At 72.2% G+C, this 19438-nt stretch carries 21 protein-coding genes; 16 read left to right on the top strand and 5 right to left on the bottom strand.

Features of this window, described 5'->3' with window-relative positions:
* Positions 1–37 precede the first annotated feature (37 nt).
* The 3 genes from LUW87_RS06340 to LUW87_RS06335 all read left to right on the top strand — a co-directional run bounded on the left by LUW87_RS06340 (position 38) and on the right by LUW87_RS06335 (position 1313).
* Positions 38–592 (top strand): hypothetical protein, encoded by a 555-nt coding sequence (locus tag LUW87_RS06340; protein ID WP_232670260.1) that lies wholly within the window; start codon positions 38–40, stop codon positions 590–592.
* 37 nt (positions 593–629) lie between these two features.
* Positions 630–752 (top strand): hypothetical protein, encoded by a 123-nt coding sequence (locus tag LUW87_RS18695; protein ID WP_283250869.1) that lies wholly within the window; start codon positions 630–632, stop codon positions 750–752.
* A 108-nt stretch (positions 753–860) separates the two neighbouring features.
* Positions 861–1313, top strand: coding sequence for a VOC family protein (locus LUW87_RS06335; protein ID WP_232670259.1), 453 nt, complete (start codon positions 861–863; stop codon positions 1311–1313).
* 31 nt (positions 1314–1344) lie between these two features.
* Here LUW87_RS06335 and LUW87_RS06330 read toward each other — a convergent pair whose 3' ends face one another.
* On the bottom strand, positions 1345–2271 hold the full coding sequence (locus tag LUW87_RS06330) for a TIGR03619 family F420-dependent LLM class oxidoreductase (RefSeq protein ID WP_232670258.1): 927 nt from the start codon (positions 2269–2271) through the stop codon (positions 1345–1347).
* A 63-nt stretch (positions 2272–2334) separates the two neighbouring features.
* Here LUW87_RS06330 and LUW87_RS06325 point away from each other — a divergent pair, with 63 nt between their 5' ends.
* Genes LUW87_RS06325 through LUW87_RS06315 form a run of 3 tightly spaced genes read left to right on the top strand, consistent with a single transcriptional unit; the run spans position 2335 to position 6347 of the window.
* On the top strand, positions 2335–3105 hold the full coding sequence (locus tag LUW87_RS06325; RefSeq protein WP_232670257.1) for an SDR family NAD(P)-dependent oxidoreductase: 771 nt from the start codon (positions 2335–2337) through the stop codon (positions 3103–3105).
* Entirely contained in the window at positions 3102–4880 is a 1779-nt protein-coding gene (locus LUW87_RS06320; protein ID WP_232670256.1) for an ABC transporter substrate-binding protein, read from the top strand. Before LUW87_RS06325 ends, LUW87_RS06320 begins: the two co-directional genes overlap by 4 nt.
* Positions 4881–4889: 9 nt before the next feature.
* Positions 4890–6347, top strand: coding sequence for a class II fumarate hydratase (locus tag LUW87_RS06315; RefSeq protein WP_232670255.1), 1458 nt, complete (start codon positions 4890–4892; stop codon positions 6345–6347).
* Positions 6348–6396: 49 nt separating this feature from the next.
* Here LUW87_RS06315 and LUW87_RS06310 read toward each other — a convergent pair whose 3' ends face one another.
* Positions 6397–6879 (bottom strand): hypothetical protein, encoded by a 483-nt coding sequence (locus LUW87_RS06310; RefSeq protein WP_232670254.1) that lies wholly within the window; start codon positions 6877–6879, stop codon positions 6397–6399.
* Between the two features lie 143 nt (positions 6880–7022).
* Here LUW87_RS06310 and LUW87_RS06305 point away from each other — a divergent pair, with 143 nt between their 5' ends.
* The 8 genes from LUW87_RS06305 (at position 7023) to LUW87_RS06270 (ending at position 14595) form a co-directional block, all read left to right on the top strand.
* Entirely contained in the window at positions 7023–7466 is a 444-nt protein-coding gene (locus LUW87_RS06305; protein WP_232670253.1) for a hypothetical protein, read from the top strand.
* 32 nt (positions 7467–7498) lie between these two features.
* On the top strand, positions 7499–8299 hold the full coding sequence (locus tag LUW87_RS06300) for a hypothetical protein (RefSeq protein ID WP_232670252.1): 801 nt from the start codon (positions 7499–7501) through the stop codon (positions 8297–8299).
* Positions 8300–8500: 201 nt separating this feature from the next.
* Complete coding sequence (locus tag LUW87_RS06295) at positions 8501–9187, top strand: dienelactone hydrolase family protein (RefSeq protein WP_232670251.1); 687 nt, start codon at positions 8501–8503, stop codon at positions 9185–9187.
* Between the two features lie 9 nt (positions 9188–9196).
* Positions 9197–10396, top strand: coding sequence for a hypothetical protein (locus LUW87_RS06290; protein WP_232670250.1), 1200 nt, complete (start codon positions 9197–9199; stop codon positions 10394–10396).
* Positions 10393–11793 carry an ethanolamine ammonia-lyase subunit EutB gene (gene eutB / locus LUW87_RS06285; RefSeq protein ID WP_232670249.1) on the top strand — a complete coding sequence of 467 codons (1401 nt, stop codon included), beginning with the start codon at positions 10393–10395 and terminating at the stop codon, positions 11791–11793. The genes LUW87_RS06290 and eutB overlap by 4 nt, the downstream gene beginning before the upstream one ends.
* Entirely contained in the window at positions 11790–12569 is a 780-nt protein-coding gene (eutC, locus tag LUW87_RS06280; protein ID WP_232670248.1) for an ethanolamine ammonia-lyase subunit EutC, read from the top strand. Before eutB ends, eutC begins: the two co-directional genes overlap by 4 nt.
* Positions 12570–12613: 44 nt before the next feature.
* Positions 12614–13663: an HpcH/HpaI aldolase/citrate lyase family protein gene (locus LUW87_RS06275; protein WP_232670247.1), complete on the top strand. Its 1050-nt coding sequence runs from the start codon at positions 12614–12616 to the stop codon at positions 13661–13663.
* 53 nt (positions 13664–13716) lie between these two features.
* Positions 13717–14595, top strand: coding sequence for an HpcH/HpaI aldolase/citrate lyase family protein (locus tag LUW87_RS06270; RefSeq protein WP_232670246.1), 879 nt, complete (start codon positions 13717–13719; stop codon positions 14593–14595).
* A gap of 41 nt (positions 14596–14636) precedes the next feature.
* Here LUW87_RS06270 and LUW87_RS06265 read toward each other — a convergent pair whose 3' ends face one another.
* Positions 14637–15464 (bottom strand): DUF1206 domain-containing protein, encoded by an 828-nt coding sequence (locus LUW87_RS06265; protein WP_232670245.1) that lies wholly within the window; start codon positions 15462–15464, stop codon positions 14637–14639.
* Positions 15465–15591: 127 nt separating this feature from the next.
* Positions 15592–17205, bottom strand: coding sequence for an acyl-CoA dehydrogenase family protein (locus LUW87_RS06260; protein WP_232670244.1), 1614 nt, complete (start codon positions 17203–17205; stop codon positions 15592–15594).
* 100 nt (positions 17206–17305) lie between these two features.
* Between LUW87_RS06260 and LUW87_RS06255 the strand changes: the two genes are divergently transcribed.
* Together LUW87_RS06255 and LUW87_RS06250 are read left to right on the top strand one after the other, a co-directional pair.
* Positions 17306–17821 carry a MaoC family dehydratase gene (locus LUW87_RS06255; protein WP_232670243.1) on the top strand — a complete coding sequence of 172 codons (516 nt, stop codon included), beginning with the start codon at positions 17306–17308 and terminating at the stop codon, positions 17819–17821.
* An 80-nt stretch (positions 17822–17901) separates the two neighbouring features.
* A complete protein-coding gene (locus LUW87_RS06250) occupies positions 17902–18843 on the top strand; it encodes an HhH-GPD family protein (protein ID WP_232670242.1) in 942 nt (313 codons plus the stop codon).
* A gap of 74 nt (positions 18844–18917) precedes the next feature.
* Here the strand turns inward: LUW87_RS06250 and LUW87_RS18690 are convergent, their stop codons facing one another.
* Positions 18918–19433, bottom strand: a complete 516-nt coding sequence (locus LUW87_RS18690) for a UGSC family (seleno)protein (RefSeq protein ID WP_273701366.1) — start codon at positions 19431–19433, stop codon at positions 18918–18920.
* Positions 19434–19438 lie beyond the last annotated feature (5 nt).

Here is a 19438-nt window from a genome sequence, read left to right as displayed (position 1 = left end):
GCCCCTTCCCGGTCGTCGCAGGAGGAGCGTGTTGACGATGAGTCGAGGACGTTCGCGGGCACGCCGATCCCGCTTCCCATCGCTGGTCGTGGTCGGGGCCGCGGCGCTGCTGGCCTCGGCATGCGGTCCACCCGTCACCAACTCCACGCAGGTGGACTTCACCTGCGTGTTCGATCCTCAGTCCCCGGTGGTGAGCGAGCAGATCGGCATCGTCACCGTCACCGCCCCGGAGACCGCCCTGGCCGGCGTCGACGTCCCCGTGAGCGTGCAGCTCGAGATGCCCGGTCTCTCGCCGGCGAGCATCACGGTCTACGACCTCGTGATCACCAGCACCTACGAGATCACCGGGCCCGTCGCATCGCCCGGAACGGTCCAGTTCGACCAGGGCCCCGCCGACTATCCGGTCGGGACGACCGTGCCGTTCGAGACGTTCGACCACATCATCGACACCACCGGACCGGGCACGGTCACCATCGCCTTCGTCGACGTCGACTACCGGTTCACCTTCTCCAGTGGCGGCGACCAGGTCGTCGCCGACTGCACCGTCGAGTCGTCGCCGGTGGTGGTGGCCGAGATCGAGATGGTGAGCTGAACGAGAGGTCGCCCCGCGGGTCTGCGATGCTGGGCGGGTGCTGCTCACGTTGATCTTCGCCCTGTTGGCCCTCGTCGTGGTGGGGGCCTGGCTGAGCCTGCAGCGACGCCGTCGGGCCTACGAGGCCACCGAGGTCGACGACCTCGACGCCGAGTACTGACCGTGAGGATCGCTCTCGCAGCCTGGTGATGGTGCTGGGCTGCTGTCGGTGACCGCGAGCGTGACCCCAGCACTGACTGGCTTCGTGTGGGCGTCGTAGGGTGCCCCGATGGCTCAGATCTCGGTTTCCCACATCGGCCTGTGCGTGTCCGACCTCGACCGGTCCATGCGCATCTACTGCGACGGTCTCGGCTTCGAGCCGGCGGAGCGTTACGACATCGGCGACGAGGTCGCCGACACACTGGAGGTGCCGCACGGCGTCGAGCTGGTCTCGCAGATGATCGCCCGCGACGGCTTCAAGATCGAGCTGCTGGGATGGGTCAGCCCTCCGGTCGAGGGCACGCCCTCGACCCAGCGCAACCAGCTCGGGATCACCCATCTCTCCGTCACGGTCGACGAGATCGCCCCGGTCGAGGCTCGCCTCGTCGAGCTGGGCTGCACCGTCCTGGAGTCCACCCGCACGGTCATCCCCTTCCCCGGGGGTCGCACCGAGCTGCTCTTCCTGGCCGACCCCGACGGCACCCGGGTCGAACTGATGGCCTTCGTCATGGATCCGGCCTGAGCGTCGCGTCGGCCCCGCCGCGAGCGTCGGGTCAGGTCTCGAGCGGGAGCAGGGCATCGGCGAGGCGCCCCAGCTCGGCATCCCAGTCGTCGGCGTCGCCGAGCGGCATGGCCACGAACTTGGTGGCCCCGGCCGCGATGAAGTCGTTGACGAGGCCCGACAGCTGGGAGAAGTCCGGCACCACCCGGCGGGGATCGAGACCGGGACGTCGGCGGGCGACCAGCTCGGCGATGCGCGGCGGCACCGGTCCGTCGCAATACGCCAGAAGCACCCCGTAGTGCTCGGGGTCGGACGTCCGCCCGGCGGCGGTCGCGGCCTCCTCGATCACGGCGATCCCCTCGATCACGTCCTCGGGTGTGCAGAACGACGGCAGCCAGCCGTCGCCGATGCGTCCGACGCGGCGCAACTCGCTCGGGGCGATGCCTCCGAGCCACACGTCGAGCGTGTCCTGGTGAGGCCGGGGCAGGACACGGACCCCCTGCACCTCGTAGAAGTCGCCCTGGTGGTCGACGGGCTCACCGGACCAGAGGCGCCGCATCAGCTCGAGGGCCTCGTCGAGGCGTCGGCCGCGCTCCTCGCGCCGGACCCCGAAGGCCTGCTGTTCGACGGGGTCGACCGCCCCCAGCCCCACGGCGGGGAGGAACCGTCCCTGGGACAGCACGTCGAGCGAGGCCATCTCCTTGGCCAACAGCACCGGGTTGCGGCCGGGGACGACGAGCACGGACGTGCCCAGCTTCAAGCGCTCGGTCCGTCCGGCGGCCACGGCGAGGGCCACGAGAGGATCGGGGGCGGGGCCGCTGATCCGTTCCGAGAGCCATAGGCTGTCGAAGCGCAGCGCCTCGAGGCGGTCGACGAGGGGGCCGAAGCCGGGGCCGCTGACTGCGGTCGTGGCCGTGCCCAGCCCCACCCCGATGCGCACCTTGGTGCCGCGGCGGGTGGTGGTCGAGGCGGTGGTCATCGGGCGATCCTGCCATGGCGGTGAGGTCCGGGGCAGGGGGACGGGCGAGTACGGTCGTCGACCGTGTCCGATCTCGATCTCTCCGACCTGTTCCGCCTCGACGACCGTGTCGCCATCGTCACCGGGGCCTCGAGCGGCCTCGGCGATCGCTTCGCCCGCGTGCTGCACGCGGCTGGCGCCCGGGTGGTGCTCGCCGCCCGGCGGGCCGACCGCCTCGAGGCGCTCGCCGCCGACCTGCCCGGATCGATAGCGGTGCCCACCGACGTCAGCGTCGAAGCCGACCTCGAACGGCTGGTGGCGACCGCCATGGATGCCCACGGTCGCATCGACGTCTTGGTGAACAACGCCGGCGTCTCCGACCCCATGCGGGCCGAGGAGGAGACCGTCGAGCACTATCGCTGGGTGATGGACGTCAACGTCGACTCCGTCTACCGGCTCTCGCAGCTGGCCGCGCGTCCGATGCTGGAGGCCGGTCGGGGGTCGATCGTCAACGTGAGCTCCATCCTCGGCCTGGTGGCCTCCACCCCGATCAACGAGGCCAGCTACGTGGCCTCCAAGCACGCGGTCGTGGGGCTGACCCGTCAGCTCGGATCCGAGTGGGTCCGACGTGGGGTGCGGGTGAACGCGCTGGCGCCGGGCTGGTTCCGCACCGAGATGGCCGAGGTGATGTTCACCGATCCGGGTTCGGTTCGCTTCGTCGAACGCAACACACCGATCGGCCGCGGTGGTGAGCCTCATGAGCTCGACGGCGCCCTGCTGTTCCTGGCGTCCGACGCCAGTGCCTACGTGACCGGCCACACCCTTCCCGTCGATGGTGGTTGGACGGCTCGGTGACCCCGAGGCGCTCTGGGCGGGCGACGGTCCGGTGGCTGGCCTGGGTGCTGGCCGTGGTGGTGTTCGTCGGTGCCTGCACCGACGGCGGGACGGCCGATCCGCCCGTCGTTCCACCTCCCCCCGTCCCGACCGACGAGCCGGTCGTGCCCGTCGAGGGCGGGGTGCTCCGGGTGGCCAGCGGACCTCTGCCGCTCGACTGGAGCCCTGCGGCCCAGGTGTGGGACAGCTCCGCGGCCCAGGTGGCGCGCGGGCTCTACGACCGCCTCGTCGTCTACGACGCCAACGGCTCCGCAGTGGGGCAGCTGGTCGAGGCCCTCGAACCCAACGACGACTTCACCACGTGGACCATCCGTCTGCGGCGGGGCGTCCTCTTCCACGACGGCACCCCGCTCGACGCCTCGGCCGTGGCCGCCAACCTGGAGGCCCAGCGGGCGTCGGTGGTCGGAGCCGACCTCCTCGCCCCCGTGGTGTCGGTGAGCACGCCGTCGTCGTTGACGGTCGAGGTCGCGATGTCGGGGCCGTGGTCCACCTTCGCCGAGACGCTGGCCACCCAGGTCGGCTACGTGGCCTCGCCGGCCACGCTGGTCGGTGGGGGAGCCCTCCCGGTCGGCACGGGTCCGTTCCGGATGCCTCGGGCCGACGAGGCGACCGTCGCCACCGACGCGGCCCAGGGCGGCATCGTCTTGGTGGCCAACGACTTCTACTGGCAGGCCGGGTTGCCGCGGCTCGATGCGGTGGCCTTCCCGGTGCTGGTCGATCCGATGGAGCGCGTGGCGGCGGTCATCGCCGGCGAGGCCGATCTGGTGGCGGCGGACCGTCCCGATCAGCTCGTTCGCCTCGACCGGGCCGCGCGCCGCGACACCGTGACCGTGGTCGAGGATCGCAACGCCGAGTCGCCCAAGGTGGCCATCGCCCTCAACACCGCCCAGGCCCCCTTCGACCGCATCAGTGCCCGTCGGGCCGTCGGTCTGGCCACCGATCGAGACGAGATGGTCGACGACGTGCTCGACGGCGAGGGCACCTTGGCCCGCAGCCTGATCAGCGACCCCTCTCCGTGGTTCTCCGACCTGCCCCTGCCCGTTCCCGACGGCCCTCGATCCCGGGGGGAGGCCGCCACCTACGCCGAGGAGGCGGGGGAGCCGTTGGCGGTCGAGTTGCTGGTCCCGCCCGACCCCTTGCTGGGCGACACGGCCCGCCTGTGGCGCCGGCAGCTCGCCGAGGTCGACATCTCGGTGACGCTCGTCCCCGTCACCGACGCCGAGCTCGCCGACCGCCTCGCCCGGGGCCAGTACCAGGCCGCCATCACCATCGGGTTCGTGGCCGCCCACCCGGACCTCTACGAGCCTGAGTTCCGGGGCCTCCCGGGTGAGCAGCCCCTCGTGAACCCCAACCTCACGCGCTACGTCAACCCGGTCGTCACCGAGTCGTTCGATGAAGCGCGGGCCACCGCCGACGTGGCCGCCCAGGTGGAGGCCTACCGCATCGTCCAGGAGCAGCTGTTCAACGACGTGCCCTGGCTCTTCCTGGTGCAGCTGCGCCAGGGCGTGGCCTTCGTGCCCGGCGTGCGCGACGTCACCAGCTGGGAGCTCCCCGGAGGCGGGCGCGGCCTCGGACAGGACGGTGTGACCGTCGCCCTCGCCCAGATCTGGCTCGACCCGACGGCCACGACCGACACCGCAGAGCGCGCCGGCGACGCCGGTCGGACCGACGACCCCGTCGACGGAGCGCCGACCACGCCGACCACCGCGACGTCGCTCACGGGAGGGCCTGGGTAGGTTCGCCGCATGAGCGACGAGACCCGCCTGCCCGAAACCGGCGATTCGCCGGGCGACGACCTGCCCGACCGCCCGACCCACCGGGTCGAGCACGACTCGATGGGCGAGGTCCTGGTGCCCGCCGGTGCGCTCTACCGGGCCCAGACCCAGCGGGCCGTCGAGAACTTCCCCATCTCGGGCCAGCCCATCGATCGGGCGCTGATCCGGGCCCTGGCCCTGGTCAAGGGCGCAGCCGGACCGGTGAACGCCTCGCTGCGCGACGTGCCGGCGGTCGACCGCCGCATGGGCGAGGCCATCGCCGCGGCCGCCGATGAGGTGGCCGAGGGTCGCTGGGACGACGAGTTCCCGGTCGACGTCTTCCAGACAGGGTCGGGCACGTCGTCGAACATGAACGCCAACGAGGTCATCGCCACCCTCGCCTCACAGCACCTGGGCGGCGCCGCCGAGGTTCACCCCAACGACCACGTGAACGCCTCGCAGAGCTCCAACGACGTGTTCCCCAGCGCCGTGCACCTGGCCGCGTCGGAGGCCATCGCCTTCGAGCTGATCCCCGCCCTCACCCAGCTCGAGGCCTCGCTGCGTCGGCGGGCCCGTCGCTTCCGAACCGTGGTGAAGTCCGGCCGCACCCACCTCATGGACGCCACCCCGGTCACCCTGGGCCAGGAGTTCGGGGGGTACGCCACCCAGGTGGAGCAGTGCGTGGCCCGCCTCCACGACGTGCTGCCCCGCCTGGGGGAGCTCCCCCTCGGCGGCACCGCCGTCGGAACGGGGATCAACGCGCCGCGTCGCTTCGCCCCCAAGGTCATCGAGACGTTGCGGGAGCGCACCGGCCTGCCGCTCTCGGAGGCCTCCGACCACTTCGCCTCGCAGGGCGCCCGTGACGCGCTGGTCGAGGCCTCCGGCCAGCTGCGGGTGGCGGCGGTGGCCCTCACCAAGATCGCCAACGACGTGCGCTGGATGGCGTCGGGGCCCCGCACGGGTCTGGCCGAGATCCGCCTGCCCGACCTCCAACCCGGCTCGTCGATCATGCCGGGCAAGGTCAACCCGGTGCTGCCCGAGGCGGTCACCCAGGTCGCCGCCCAGGTGATCGGAAACGACGCCGCCGTGGCCTTCGGCGGTTCTCAGGGCAACTTCGAGCTGAACGTGTACATGCCGATGATGGCCCGCAACGTGCTGGAGTCGATCCGCCTGCTGGCCAACGTGAGCCGACTCTTCGCCGAACGCTGCATCGACGGCATCGAGGCCGACGAGGAGCGCTGCCGGGACTACGCCGAGTCCTCGCCGTCGCTCGGCACCTCGTTGAACCCCTTCATCGGCTACGAGGCAGCCGCCGAGCTGGTGAAGGTGTCGGTGAGCACCGGCCGCTCGATCCGTGAGCTGGCCCTCGAGACCGGCCTCATGACCGAGGAGGAGCTCGACCGTGCCCTCGACGTGCTGTCCATGACCAAGGGCGGCGTGCAGCGCTGAACCCGGGGCCTCGACCCCACCGGCTGGGCCGACCTCGCAGGGAGGCGGCTCAGACGGGCGTGCCGTGGAAGGGGCTCGGGTCGCCCACGTCCGGCACGAGGGGGACGGTCCAGTCCATGCGGTCCGAGAGGTTCTCGGCCACGGTCCGCCACTCCTCGGGGTTCCAGCCCTCGGCCGCCGTCTCGACCTGGTGGTGCTGGTTCACGTGCACGAAGGCGGGGAGGGTGGCACAGCCGAGGCCCTTCACCGCAGTGCGGTCGGGATCGGTGAAGACCAGGTACTCCGAGGCCAACGGCCCGAGGAACCGGCGGGCTTCGTCGGGCGTGCCGGCCACCAGGAAGGCGCACCGCACGTCGGCTTCCTTGTAGCGCGAGAGGATGCGGATCGCCGGAGGCAGGATCCACGAGCTCTCGAGGGTGAAGGGATCGAGGGCCACGACCGCCAGATGGAAGGTGGTGGTCCACTCGCTGATCGGGCGGCTCGAGCCGGTGAGGGACGCGAGCTCGAGGTCGGCGGGGACGTCGGTGATCACGGCCCCGAAAGGTAGCGCGCCCCACCACGACGCCGTGAAATGGGGCCGGGGGTGGCCCCGAGCCGAGGTCGTGGATGAGGGTCGGGGCCGGCGCGGGCGCTACCTTCGGCGCGTCCTCACCGTCGAGACCCTGGGAGAGATCCGTGCTGTTCGCCGCCGTCGGAGACACCGGCTACAACATCGTGTTGTTGCTGCACGTGCTCGGGATGTTCGTGGGGTTCGCGCCGGCGTGGCTCACCCCGGTGCTGGTGCGCCTCACCGCCAACGGCGACCGTGCCGCCGCCGAGGCGCTCGAGATGGCCATCGTTCGGCTCTCGCTGCCCTTCCTCGGGGTGGCCGGCCTGCTGGGCTTCGGGCTGGCCGGGATGAGCGACAGGGTCTATCGGGTGGCCCAGCCCTGGCTCATGACCTCTGCCCTGCTCTGGCTCGTGGTGCTCGCCGTGATGCTCTTCGTCACCCGACCGGCCATCAAGGCCTTCGGCAACGGTGACGCCAACGCCCGCAAGATCGTGATGGCCGGCACCGGGGTGACGCACCTGATCCTCGTGGTCACCCTCTACCTGATGATCTGGAAGCCCGGCCTGTAGGACGGTCTCGCCGCCGGTTAGCGTCAGCGGTGATGCATCCCGTCGAGCGGCTCCGGCACGTGGCCCGCGCCACCGGTGCGCCCCAGGACCTCGTCGTCGCCGAGACGGCTCGGGCCCTGGGCGCCTTCGCCCACGACCCCCAGGGGCTGGTCACGGCCTGCCGGCGCATGGTGTCGCGCCAGCCGCGCTCCGGCGCCCTGGTGTGGTTGTGCGCCCGGGTCCTCACCGCGGGCGACCCGGTGGCCGAGATCCGCGCCGCGTTGCGCGACCTCGAGGACGATCGCACGGCGGCCGCATTGGCCAACGCGCTGCCCGACGACGCCTCGGTCGTCGTGCTGGGCTGGCCCGAGACCGCGGGCGCGGCCCTGCCCCGCCGAGGCGACGTCGAGGTGCTGGTGGTCGACGTGGCGTCCGAGGGCTCGGGGTTGGTCCGGCGCCTCGCCCACGCCGAGGTCGACGTGGTCGACGTCCCCGTCGCCGGGCTGGGTGCGGCGGTGGCCGAGGCCGACCTCGTCCTGCTCGAGGCGGCGGTCGTGTCCCCCCGGGAGCTGCTGGCCCCCAGCGGATCGCGGGCGGCGGCGGCCGTGGCCCGGGCGGCCGGCGTCCCGGTGTGGCTGGTGGCCGGGGTGGGGCGCCTGCTCCCCGAGCGCATGTGGGAGCCGTTGCGCGCTCGCATCGTCTCGGCCGAACCGTGGGACGACGACGACGAAGTGGTCCCCCTCGATCTCGTCGACCGGATCGTCGGGCCCACCGGGCCCCTCGAGGTCGCCGAGGCCCTCCGTCGCACCGACTGCCCCGTCGCCCCCGAGCTCTTCAAGGGCGACATCCTCTGAGCCCTCGGTGCTCGCAACCGTCGAGCACGACGCCTCCGATCCGCCGCTCGTAGCCGTCGAGTCGACCTCCCCACCCGTTCTTGCATGGAATCGTCGCGGTGGAGTGCGCTGATCTCATACAAGAAGCCGCGGGGGGGGGGGGCGGTCGGGGCAGCTGGGGCGGTCGGGGCAGTGGGGGCAGGGGGTCGATAGGGTCGCGGCATGGGTGAACTCGTCTCCTTCCCGACCAACGGCCACGAGACGGACGGCTACCTGGCGGTGCCGGTCGGTGGCTCCGGCCCCGGTGTGGTGGTGATCCAGGAGTGGTGGGGCCTGGTCCCGCACATCCGCGACGTGTGCGACCGCTTCGCCGCGGCCGGCTTCGTCGCCCTGGCGCCGGACCTCTACCACGGCGAGAGCACCACCGAGCCCGACGAGGCCGGCAAGCTCATGATGGCGCTCAACCTCGACCAGGCGGTCAAGGACATGAGCGGCGCCGTCGACCACCTCCGCAGCCTCGACGCCGTCACCTCCGACCAGGTCGGGGTCGTCGGCTTCTGCATGGGGGGAGGCCTGGCCCTCGCGCTCGCCTGCGCCCGCCCCGACGCCATCGGGGCGGCCGTCCCCTACTACGGCGTCATCCCCTGGCCCAACCTGCAGCCCGACTGGTCACGCATCGACTGCGCCATCCTCGGCCACTTCGCCGAGCAGGACGCCATGTTCGGCCCCGACCAGGTCCGCCAGCTCGAGGAACGCCTCCGCGAGCACGGCAAGGCCGCCGAGCTCATCATCCATCCCGGCGTCGACCACGCCTTCTTCAACGACACCCGACCCGAGGTTCACGACCCCGAGATGTCGGCGCAGACGTGGGAGCAGACCACCGTGTTCCTGCGCGAGAACCTGGCGTAGAGCCACCCCGTGTCGGACTCGTCGCTCGTCGAGCGCTACCTCGTCCTGGGGCTGGCGCTGGGCCGTCACGTCGACGGGTTCGTCGACGCCTACTACGGACCGCCCGCCCTGGCCGAGCGAGTGGCCCGCGAGGCGGTCACCCCGCCGGCGGGGTTGGTGCGCGAGGCGGCCGACCTGTTGGTCGACCTCGACGCCGGGGTCGGTGAGCCCGACCTCGATGCCGGGCGTCGCCGATGGCTGCGAGCCCAGATCGTGGGCCTGCACACCAGTGCGCGCAAGCTGGCCGGGGAGCCCATCGGGTATGCCGACGAGGTCGAGTGGTGCTACGGCGTCCGACCGGCACCGGTCGACACCGAGGTCTTCGGCGCCGCCCACGCCCGCCTCGACGACGCGCTGCCCGGGTCGGGCCCGCTGCGAGACCGCTACATCGCCTGGCGCGAGTCCCAGGCCGTGCCCGTCGACACGTTGCCGGCCGCCCTGCACTCCCTGGCCGACGATCTGCGCGAGCGCACCGACGCCCGGTTCGGCCTCCCCGAAGGCGAGCACGTCGAGTGGGAGCTGGCCCGCGACCAACCGTGGTCCGGGTTCAACTACTACCTGGGTGGGCTACGCAGCCGGGTGGCCATCAACACCGACCTGCCGGTGCTCTCGCCGAGCCTGGCCCACCTGGTGGCCCACGAGGCCTACCCGGGCCACCACACCGAGCACTCCCGCAAGGAAGCGGGGTTGGTGCGTCAGCGTGGATGGCAGGAGGAGACCATCTTCCTGGTGGGCACCCCACAGTGCCTGCTGGCCGAAGGGCTCGCCGACCTGGCGCTCGAGGTGGTCATGGGGGAGCACCCCGAACAGGAGGTGGCCGCCCACCTGCGCCCCCTCGGGATCGCCTATGACCCCGAGGTCGTGGCCGCCGTGGCCCAGGCCGGCGAGGCGCTCAACGCGGTGCGAGCCAACGTGGCCTGGCGGCTCCACGAGGAGGGGGCGTCGGTCGACGATGCCGTCGCCTACGCCGAACGCTGGGCCCTGCTCCCGCGCAACCGGGCCGAGAAGGCCGTCGAGTTCCTGACCTCACCCACCTGGCGGGCCTACATCTCCTGCTACGTCGAGGGCCTGCCGCTGTGCCGGCGCTACGTGGCCGGCGACCCGTCGCGCTTCGCCACCCTGCTCACCGAGCAACTGGTCCCCGCCGATCTGGCCGCCGCCGCGGCATGACCTACCGCTCCACGCTTCGGGGCGAGACGTTCACCTTCAGTGACCTGCGAGAGCTCCTCGGGCGGGCCGGTGCCCCGAAGGCCGGCGACGCCCTGGCCGGGGTGGGAGCCCGCTCGGAGCGCGAACGGGTCGCCGCCCAGTGGGCGCTGGCCGACGTGGCGGTGGCCGAGATCGTGGGCACCCCGCTCGTCGAGGACGACGTCACCGCGCTGGTCCTCGACCGCCTCGATCGCGACCAGCAGGCCACGATCGCCGGGCTCACCGTCGGCGAGCTGCGCGAGCGCATCCTGGGGCCGGGCTTCGCCGACGAGTGGGCGGCCGGTCTGCACCGAGGCATCACGCCCGAGGTGGGCGCCGCGGTGGCCAAGCTCATGGGGACCCGCGACCTCATCCAGGGGGCGGCGCCGCTCCGGGTCGTCACCCGCTGCCGCAACACCATGGGTGGGCCGGGCGTGTTCGGCGTGCGGGTGCAGCCCAACCACCCCAGCGACGACCTGGGTGGCGTGCTCCTCTCCGCCGCCGACGGCCTGCTGTTCGGCTGCGGCGACGCCGTCATCGGGGTGAACCCGGCCGGCGACTCGGTGGAGGTCGTGGCCGGTCTCGAGCGGGCCCTCGCCGCCCTGCTCGAGCGGACGGGCGCCCCCACCCAGACGTGCGTGCTGGCCCACGTCACCACCCAGCTCGCCGCCCTCGACCGAGGGGCCCCGGTCGACCTGCTGTTCCAGAGCATCGGCGGCACCACGGCCACCAACGACAGCTACGGCGTGTCGCTGTCGGTGCTGGCCGAGGGGCGCGACGCCGTCGTGGCCCACCACCGCGAACGTGGTGGCTTCCTCGGCGAGCAGGTCATGTACTTCGAGACCGGGCAGGGGAGCTCGCTGTCGGCGGGCGCCGACCACGGTGTCGACCAGCTCACCTGCGAGGCCCGCGCCTACGGCGTGGCCCGCGCCTTCGACCCGTTCCTCGTGAACTCGGTGGTGGGCTTCATCGGCCCGGAGTACCTCGCCGACGGTCGCCAGATCATCCGAGCCGGGCTCGAGGACCACTTCGTCGGCAAGCTCCTGGGCCTGCCCATGGGCTGCGACGTCTGCTACACGAACCACGTCGAGGCCGACCAGGACACCACCGACCAGCTGCTGGTCCTGCTGGCCACCGCGGGCTGCAACTACGTGATGGGCGTGCCGGGCTCCGACGACGTGATGCTCAACTACCAGTCGACCAGCTACCACGACGCGGCCGGAGTGCGCGAGCTGCTCGACCTCCGGCCCGCGCCCGAGTTCGAGGCGTGGTTGGAGTCGGTGGGCGTGATGCGGGCGGGTCGCCTCACCGAGGCCACGGCCGACGGGCCGGGGTCGATGGCCCTGCTGGCGGCCGCCGTGCGGGAGATCGGCGCGTGAGCGGCGAGCTCGAGCCGGCGGAGGGATCCGACGTCCCCGGGGCCTTCGAGGTGCTCGACGGGGTCGAGGTCCCCGGCGTCACGCCCGCCCGGGTGCTGCTCGGCCGGGCCGGCACCTCCTACCGCACCTCGACCCACCTCCGCCTCCGCGCCGACCACGCCGCCGCTCGCGACGCGCTCCACGAGCGGATCGCCCTCGACGACGAGGTGATGGCGCCGCTGGTCGAGCGCGTCGGCCTGTTCGAGGTGCGCTCGGGTGCCTCGTCGCCGGCGGAGCACCTCGCCCGCCCCGATCTCGGCCGCCGCCTGGCCGACGGCGAGGCCGAGCACCTCCGGGCCGAGTGCCCCACCGGCGTCGACGTGCAGGTCGTGGTCGGTGACGGCCTCTCCGCCCGAGCGGTGCACGCCCAGGTGCCGGTCCTGCTCCCGGGGCTCCTCGACGGCGCCGCGGCCCGGGGCTGGAGCGTGGGGCGGCCGTTCTTCGTCCGCCACTGCCGGGTGGGCCTGCTCAACGACATCGGTGCGGCCCTGGATCCCGAGGTCGTCGTGCTGCTCGTCGGCGAGCGGCCCGGTCTGGCCATCGCCGAGAGCCTGTCGGCCTACCTCGCCTTCCGGCCCCGCCCCGGCCACACCGATGCGGACCGCAACCTCGTGTCCAACATCCACGCCGACGGCGTGGCGCCCGACGAGGCGGCCCGCCGGGTGCTCGACCTGGCGGCCGAGCTGCTCCTGCGCCAGCGCAGCGGCTACCAGGTGAAGGAGCTGGGCGGGGCCTGACCCGACGTTCGCCGGATCGGGTTACCCGAGGGTAGGTTTCGCGTATGCGGAACCCCAAGGACTTCTTCCGTCCCCTCGCCGTGGGCGCACCCGAGCCGCTGCGGGAGATCCCGGTCAAGCCGTCACGGATGATCCACTTCTTCCCCCCGCACCTCGAGAAGGTGGTGGCCAAGCTCCCCGAGATCGCCCCCACCGTCGACGTGTTGCTGGCCAACCTCGAAGACGCCATCCCCGCCGACGCCAAGGAGGCGGCCCGGGCCGGGCTGGTGGAGGTCGGTCGGACGGTCGAGCTCGGCCGCACCCAGTTCTGGACCCGCGTCAACTCCCTCGACTCGCCCTGGTGCCTCGACGACCTCACCGCAGCGGTGCTCGAGGTGGGCGACAAGCTCGACGTGGTCATGATCCCCAAGGTCGAGGGGCCCGAGGACATCCACTACGTGGATCGTCTGCTGGCCCAGCTCGAGGCCCGAGCCGGGCTCGATCGGCCGATCCTGGTGCACGCCATCCTGGAGACGGCGCGCGGGGTGGCCAACGTCGAGGAGATCTGCGCCGCCAGCCCCCGCATGCAGGGCCTGTCGCTCGGGCCCGCGGACCTCGCCGCCAACCGCCGCATGAAGACCACCCGGGTCGGCGGCGGCCACCCTGGCTACCTGGTGCGCCAGGACCCGGTCGACGGCGACATCGAAGGCGACCGCAGGATCTACCAGCAGGACCTCTGGCACTACACGATCGCCCGCATGGTCGACGCCTGTGCCGCCAACGGGATCCTGCCCTACTACGGCCCGTTCGGCGACATCGCCGACGTCGTGGCCTGCGAGGACCAGTTCCGCAACGCGTTCCTGCTCGGGTGCGTGGGGGCGTGGAGCCTGCACCCGGTGCAGATCGGCATCGCCAAGAAGGTCTTCTCGCCCGACCCCGCCGACGTCGCCCACGCCAAGCGGGTGATCGACGCCATGGGCGACGGCACGGGTGCCCTCATGCTCGACGGCAAGATGGAGGACGACGCCTCCGTCAAGCAGTGCAAGGTGATGGTCGAGTTGGCCGAAGCGCTCGCCGCCGACGATCCCGAGCTGGCCGCGGCGTACGGGTTCTGACCCGACCCGTTCCCGCCCCGACCCCGCCCCGACCCATCCCGTCAGGAGCCCCGATGTCCGACGACCTCCGTCCCCGCCGGTCCGTGCTCTACATGCCCGGAGCCAACGAGCGCGCCCTCGAGAAGGCCAAGACCATCCCCGCCGACGCCCTGATCCTCGACCTCGAGGACGCGGTGGCACCCGACGCCAAGCCCGACGCCCGCGATCGGGTGTGCGCCGCCGTGCAGTCGGGGGCGTACGGCTCCAAGGAGCTCGCCATCCGGGTCAACGGCATCGGGACGCAGTGGCACGAGGCCGACATCGCCGCCGCGGCAGCCGCCGGGCCCGACGCCGTGCTGGTGCCCAAGGTGAACTCCGCCGACGAGGTGCGCACGCTGGTGGCGGCGCTGGAGGCCGCCGGGGCCCCGGAGCGCACCGCGCTGTGGGCCATGCTCGAGACCCCGGTCGCGGTGCTGCACGCCGCCGAGATCGTCGGGGCCCACGACCGCCTCGCCGTGGTGGTCATGGGCACCAACGACCTGGTCAAGGAGCTCCGGGCCCAGCACGTGCCCGGGCGAGAGCCGCTGCGCCACGGGCTGCAGGCCTGCCTCCTCGCGGCCCGCATGGCGGACAAGGTGATCCTCGACGGCGTCTACAACGACATCGCCGACGCCGAGGGCTTCGCCGCCGAGTGCGCGCAGGGGCGCCAGTTCGGGTTCGACGGCAAGACGCTCATCCACCCCAGCCAGGTGGAGCCCTGCAACGAGGCGTTCGCCCCCACGGCCGCCGAGATCGAGTCGGCTGGCGAGATCATCGCCGCCTTCGAGGAAGCCACCGCCGCCGGTCGTGGCGTGGTCACGGTGAACGGCCGCATGATCGAGAACCTGCACGTCGACGAGGCCCGCCGGGTCCTCGCCCAGGCCGAGGCCATCGCTGCTCGCCAGCCGGGCTGACCGACGGCGATCCAGGGCCGGTGGCGGGGAGGGGACCGGTCTCAGGCCGCCTTGCGGTGCTTGGCCTCGGCGACGGTGAAGACGCCGAACGCCAGCAGGCCGAGGGCCACCACCCACAGCACGAACTGGCCCCAGCCCTCGCCGGACAGACTCTGCAGGGCCGCAGAGAGGCCCTCGGCCTCGCTGGCGTCGTAGGTGAGGCCGGCCTGGATGAAGAAGACGCCGACCATGGCCAGGACGATGGCCCGGGCCAGATAGCCCCAGCGGCCGGCGGAGGCGATCCAACTCTCCTCGCCGACGTCGACGCGCTCGAGGAACTGCATGTCGATGACGTACTTCTTCACCTGGTAGGCGGCGAAGCCGATGATGGCGAGCCCGATGAGGGCCACGATCCACCGCCCGGCCGGCCAGTCGAGCACCACGGCGGTGGCCTGCTGGCGGGTCTCGGTGCCGCCGCCCTGCGACGTCTGACCGGCGTCGTTCCAGTTGGCGATGGTGGCGGAGAGGGCGGCGGTGGCCAGCGACAGGTAGAGCAGGCCGAGGACGGCGAACTTGGCGCGGTCCTTGGGCTCGGATCCCTCCACCGGGTCGCCGGTCAGCGCATCGAGCAGCCGCCAGGCGGCCAGCGCGAAGAGGGCGATGGTGAGGGCCACCAGCAGGAACTTGCCGAGGGGCTGGGCGCCGACCCACTCGATGGCGCCGTTCTTGGTGGTGTCACCCGATGCATCCCCGAGGGCTAGCTGGATGGCCAGGACGCCGATGACGGCGAAGACCACCCCCTTGCCGACCAGGCCGACGCGGCCGAGCGTCTCCTTCCAGTCACCACGGCCGGGTGAGCCATGACGGACGGTGTCGGTGACGCTCGGCATCGTGGAGCCCCTCGGGTGTGGATGTGCGAGAGTCGCTACCCGTTCAGGGGGCTCGTAGAACCCGACACGGCGTCGCAGAGCGCCGGCGCGTCTGTCGAAGGGTCGGGGTGTGCGGCGCGCCGGGGTGTCAGCTCTTGGCGTTGTCCATCATGCGACGGGCGATCACCTTGAGGCACAGGGTCTCGTCGGCCCCTTCGAAGATGGACAGCACGCGGGCGTCGACGAAGTACCGGCTCACCGGGTACTCCTCGGCATAGCCGAAGCCACCGTGGATCTGCATGGCCTCACGGGTGACCCACTCGGCGGCCTTGCAGACGTACGCCTTCACCATCGACGCTTCGAGCTGGCCGCGGCCCTCGGCCATGAGCCTGGCCACCTCGTAGCCGAACTGGCGACCGGCCTGGATGAGCACCACCATGCGACCGAGCTTGGCCCGCGTGAGCTGGTACTCGGCGATGGGCTGGCCGAAGACGACGCGGTCGAGGGCGTACTGGTGGGCGTCCTCGTAGGCGGCCTGCATGACCCCGACGGCACGGGCGGCGGTCTGCAGCCGGCCGTTCTCGAAGCCGGCCATCTGGTAGTAGAAGCCCTTGCCCAGGCCGTCGTCGCCGCCGACCTGGTTGTCGGCCGCCACGAACCAGTCCTCGAGGGCGATCTCGTAGGAGTGCATGCCCCGGTAGCCGATGGTGTCGATGGCCCGACCCTCCATCTTCCCGCCGCCGGGGGCCCCGCCGTCGGCGCCGGCCTCCTGGGCGAACGCGAAGCCGTGGCCCTCGCCGCGCGGCTTGGGCACCACGAACATCGACAGACCCTTGTGGGTGAGGGACTTGTCGGGGTTGGTGCGGGCCAGCAGCATGAGCACGTCGGCGCGGGCGCCGAACGTGCACCAGGTCTTCACCCCGTTGAGCAGCCAGCCTCCCTCGGTGGGGGTGGCGGTGCACTTCACGCCGGCGACGTCGGAGCCGTAGTCGGGCTCGGTGACGGCGACGGCGGCCATGACCTCGGCGGAGGCCAGCTTGGGCAGCCAGTGGGCCTTCTGGGCCTCGGTGCCGCCGGCCAGCAGGGCCCGGGTGAGGATCTCGGGGCGGGTGATGAGCGACCCGCCGGCCCCGAGCGACGCCTTGGACAGCTCCTCGGTGGCCACGACCATGCCGATGTACTCGCTCTCGCCACCCTCGGAGAAGCCGTCGTACTCGACCGGTACGGACAACCCGAAGCCACCCATCTCGGCCAGGCCCTCGATGAGGTCCTCGGGGATGTCGGCGTTCTCGCGATGGATGTGCTCGGCGACAGGGGCGATCTTCTCGGTGGCGAAGCGCCGGAACGTGTCCTGCACCATCTCGAAGTCGCTGTCGAGGTGGCGGGGTCCGGCGGTGTCGGCCAGCGCGGCCAGGAACTCCGGGGCCCGATAGGCCGCCACGAAGTCACGGGTGCCGTCGAGCGCTCCCGGTTCGATGCCCCACTGCGCCTCGCGACCGAAGAGCTTGGGCGCCAGCTCGGCGACCGCGTCGGCCACGAACGCGCAGGCGATGCGGGCCTCGAGGTCGCCCTTGGCCCCGTAGGTGAGCATGGCCCGGCCCGTCTCGACGGCAGCGGCGGCGTGGGCCAGGTCGTAGGTGACGACCTGGTGGGCGTCCGGGTCGCCGGCCGCGGCCAGGTGGCGGGTGCAGGTCTCGACGATGCCGTGGGCGGTCTCGGTGACGGCTGCGGCGGCGGTGAGGTCCGGGTCGATCACGGTCATCCCCCGAGGTTACTCAGGGGTAGGTTGGACGACGAGATCGTGCGGAGCCTTCGCCGCCTCCCGCGGCGGACGGCCTCCGCCTTGTCGTGAGGAGCCTGCCGTGACCGTGATCGATCGTCCCTTCGGCCGTCACTTCGAGGACTTCGAGGTCGGCGACGTGTACCGCCACTGGCCCGGCAAGACCATCACCGAGGCCGACGACCACCTCTTCTGCATGATCACCATGAACCACCACCCCACGCACACCAACAACTGGTATGCGGAGAACGAGTCCCCGGTGGGCAAGCCGCTGGTGGTCGGCAACCTCGTGTACTCGCTGGTGTTGGGCATGAGCGTGCCCGACGTGAGCGGAGCCGCCATCGCCAACCTCGAGGTCGAGACGCTCAAGCACGCCAAGCCCACGTTCCACGGCGACACCATCTACGCCGTCACCAAGGTGCTGGCCAAGAAGGAGACCTCCGACGGCGAGCGCGGGATCGTCACCGTCGAGACCAAGGGCATCAACCAGCGCTCCGAAGAGGTCTGCTTCTTCCGGCGCAAGATCATCGTCTGGAAGCGGGCGTTCGCCCCCGCGCGCGGCCTGCCCTACGGCGACGACGTCTTCGCCGACGAGTAGGCGCCGAGACGAGCGGCCGCGGTCGGCCCGAGCCGTCGGTCCGAGCCGTCGGACCGGCGGTCTGGGCCACACTCGTGGCCATGAGCGGGAGTCGGTCGCAGGCCGAGGCGAGCCACGAGGTCCTCGGCTGGTGGGAGGCCACCCGCCGCGACCTCCCATGGCGTCGCACCCGGGACCCCTGGGCCGTGCTGGTCAGCGAGGTGATGCTGCAACAGACCCAGGTCGATCGGGTGGTGCCCCGTTGGCGCCGCTTCCTGGACCGCTTCCCCGACGTCGAGAGCTGCGTCGCCGCCGGGTCGGGCGCGGTCGTCGAGGAATGGGCCGGGCTCGGCTACAACCGCCGGGCGGTGGCCCTCCACGGGTGTGCCGCCGCCGTGCTCGACGACCACGACGGCACCTTCCCCGACGACCTCCCCGCCCTCCTGGCTCTCCCGGGGGTCGGGCCCTACACGGCTCGGGCAGTGTTGGCCTTCGCCTTCGAGCGCGACGTCGCCGTGGTGGACACCAACGTGGGTCGCATCCTGGCCCGCACGGCCGGGACGGCGCTCACCGCCCGCCAGGCCCAGGCGGCCGCCGACGAGCTGGTGCCCGAAGGGGAGGGCTGGCAGTGGAACCAGGCCCTCCTCGACCTCGGCGCCACCGTGTGCACCAAGCGGTCGCCGGCCTGCGAACGCTGCCCGGTCGCGTCGACCTGCCGGTGGTGGCAGGCCGGCCGTCCCGACCCCGACCCCGCGCTCGGCTCCCATGCGGTCAGCCGGCCCCAGAGCCGCTTCGAGGGGTCGTTCCGCCAGGGTCGGGCCCGCCTGCTCGACGCCCTGCGGGCCGGTCAGCGGCCCGACCCGTCGCAGTGGCGGGCCCTCTGCGACGGTCGAGCCGACACCGAGGCCGATGTCGGCCCCGCCGACGGCTCCGCTGCGTCCCACGAGTGGACCGACGACTCGGCGACCCGCGCCGCCGAGTCGTTGGTGCGAGATCGCCTGGCGACCTTCACCGCCGACGGGCGTCTCACCCTGCCGTCGTAGCGCAGAGCCACACCGGGTCGCCGATCCCTCGGCGTCCGCGTCGCCGCCCGGGCGGCCCGGGAGGGCCGGGCCGGTCAGGACTCGGTGGTGAGGGCGGCCACGATGGCGTCGACGGCGTCGTCGGCCAGGGCCCGGATCTCGTCGTCGGTGCGGTCCTGGATGGGATGGGCGACGAAGACCGCAGCCGGGTCGGCCCCCCGGGCCGACGACTGGGTGGCGGCGGCGTCGACGAACTCGGTGGAGGCGACGAACACGCCCACCACGCCCCGGCTCTCGAGATCCACGATGTCGTGCACACTGCACGACGTGCAGCTCCCTCAGTCGGCGAGCGCCTCGATGACCACCTCGCACTGCATGGCGATCTCCTGGCGCAGGTCGACGGGCGCCGGCTTGGTGAAGGTGGGCTTGCGGTAGCGGCTCACCACCGCCCCCCGGCGGGCCAGGTGCTCCTCGACCCGATCGAGGAAGACGTCGCCGCGTGCCTTGGTGATGTCGAGCAGGCCCACTCGGCGACCCTCGAGGGAGGCGACCCGCGGGGCCCGCTCCCGCGGGGTGGGCCGGAGCTCGCCGGTGGGGTCGAGCACGGTCAGTCCCT

Origin of the sequence: Rhabdothermincola salaria (assembly GCF_021246445.1) — a bacterium.
In the GTDB taxonomy this organism is placed as follows: domain Bacteria; phylum Actinomycetota; class Acidimicrobiia; order Acidimicrobiales; family Acidimicrobilacustridaceae; genus Rhabdothermincola_A; species Rhabdothermincola_A salaria.
The sequence above is the reverse complement of the archived record's forward strand: the minus strand, read 5'-3'. Positions and strand labels throughout refer to the sequence as shown.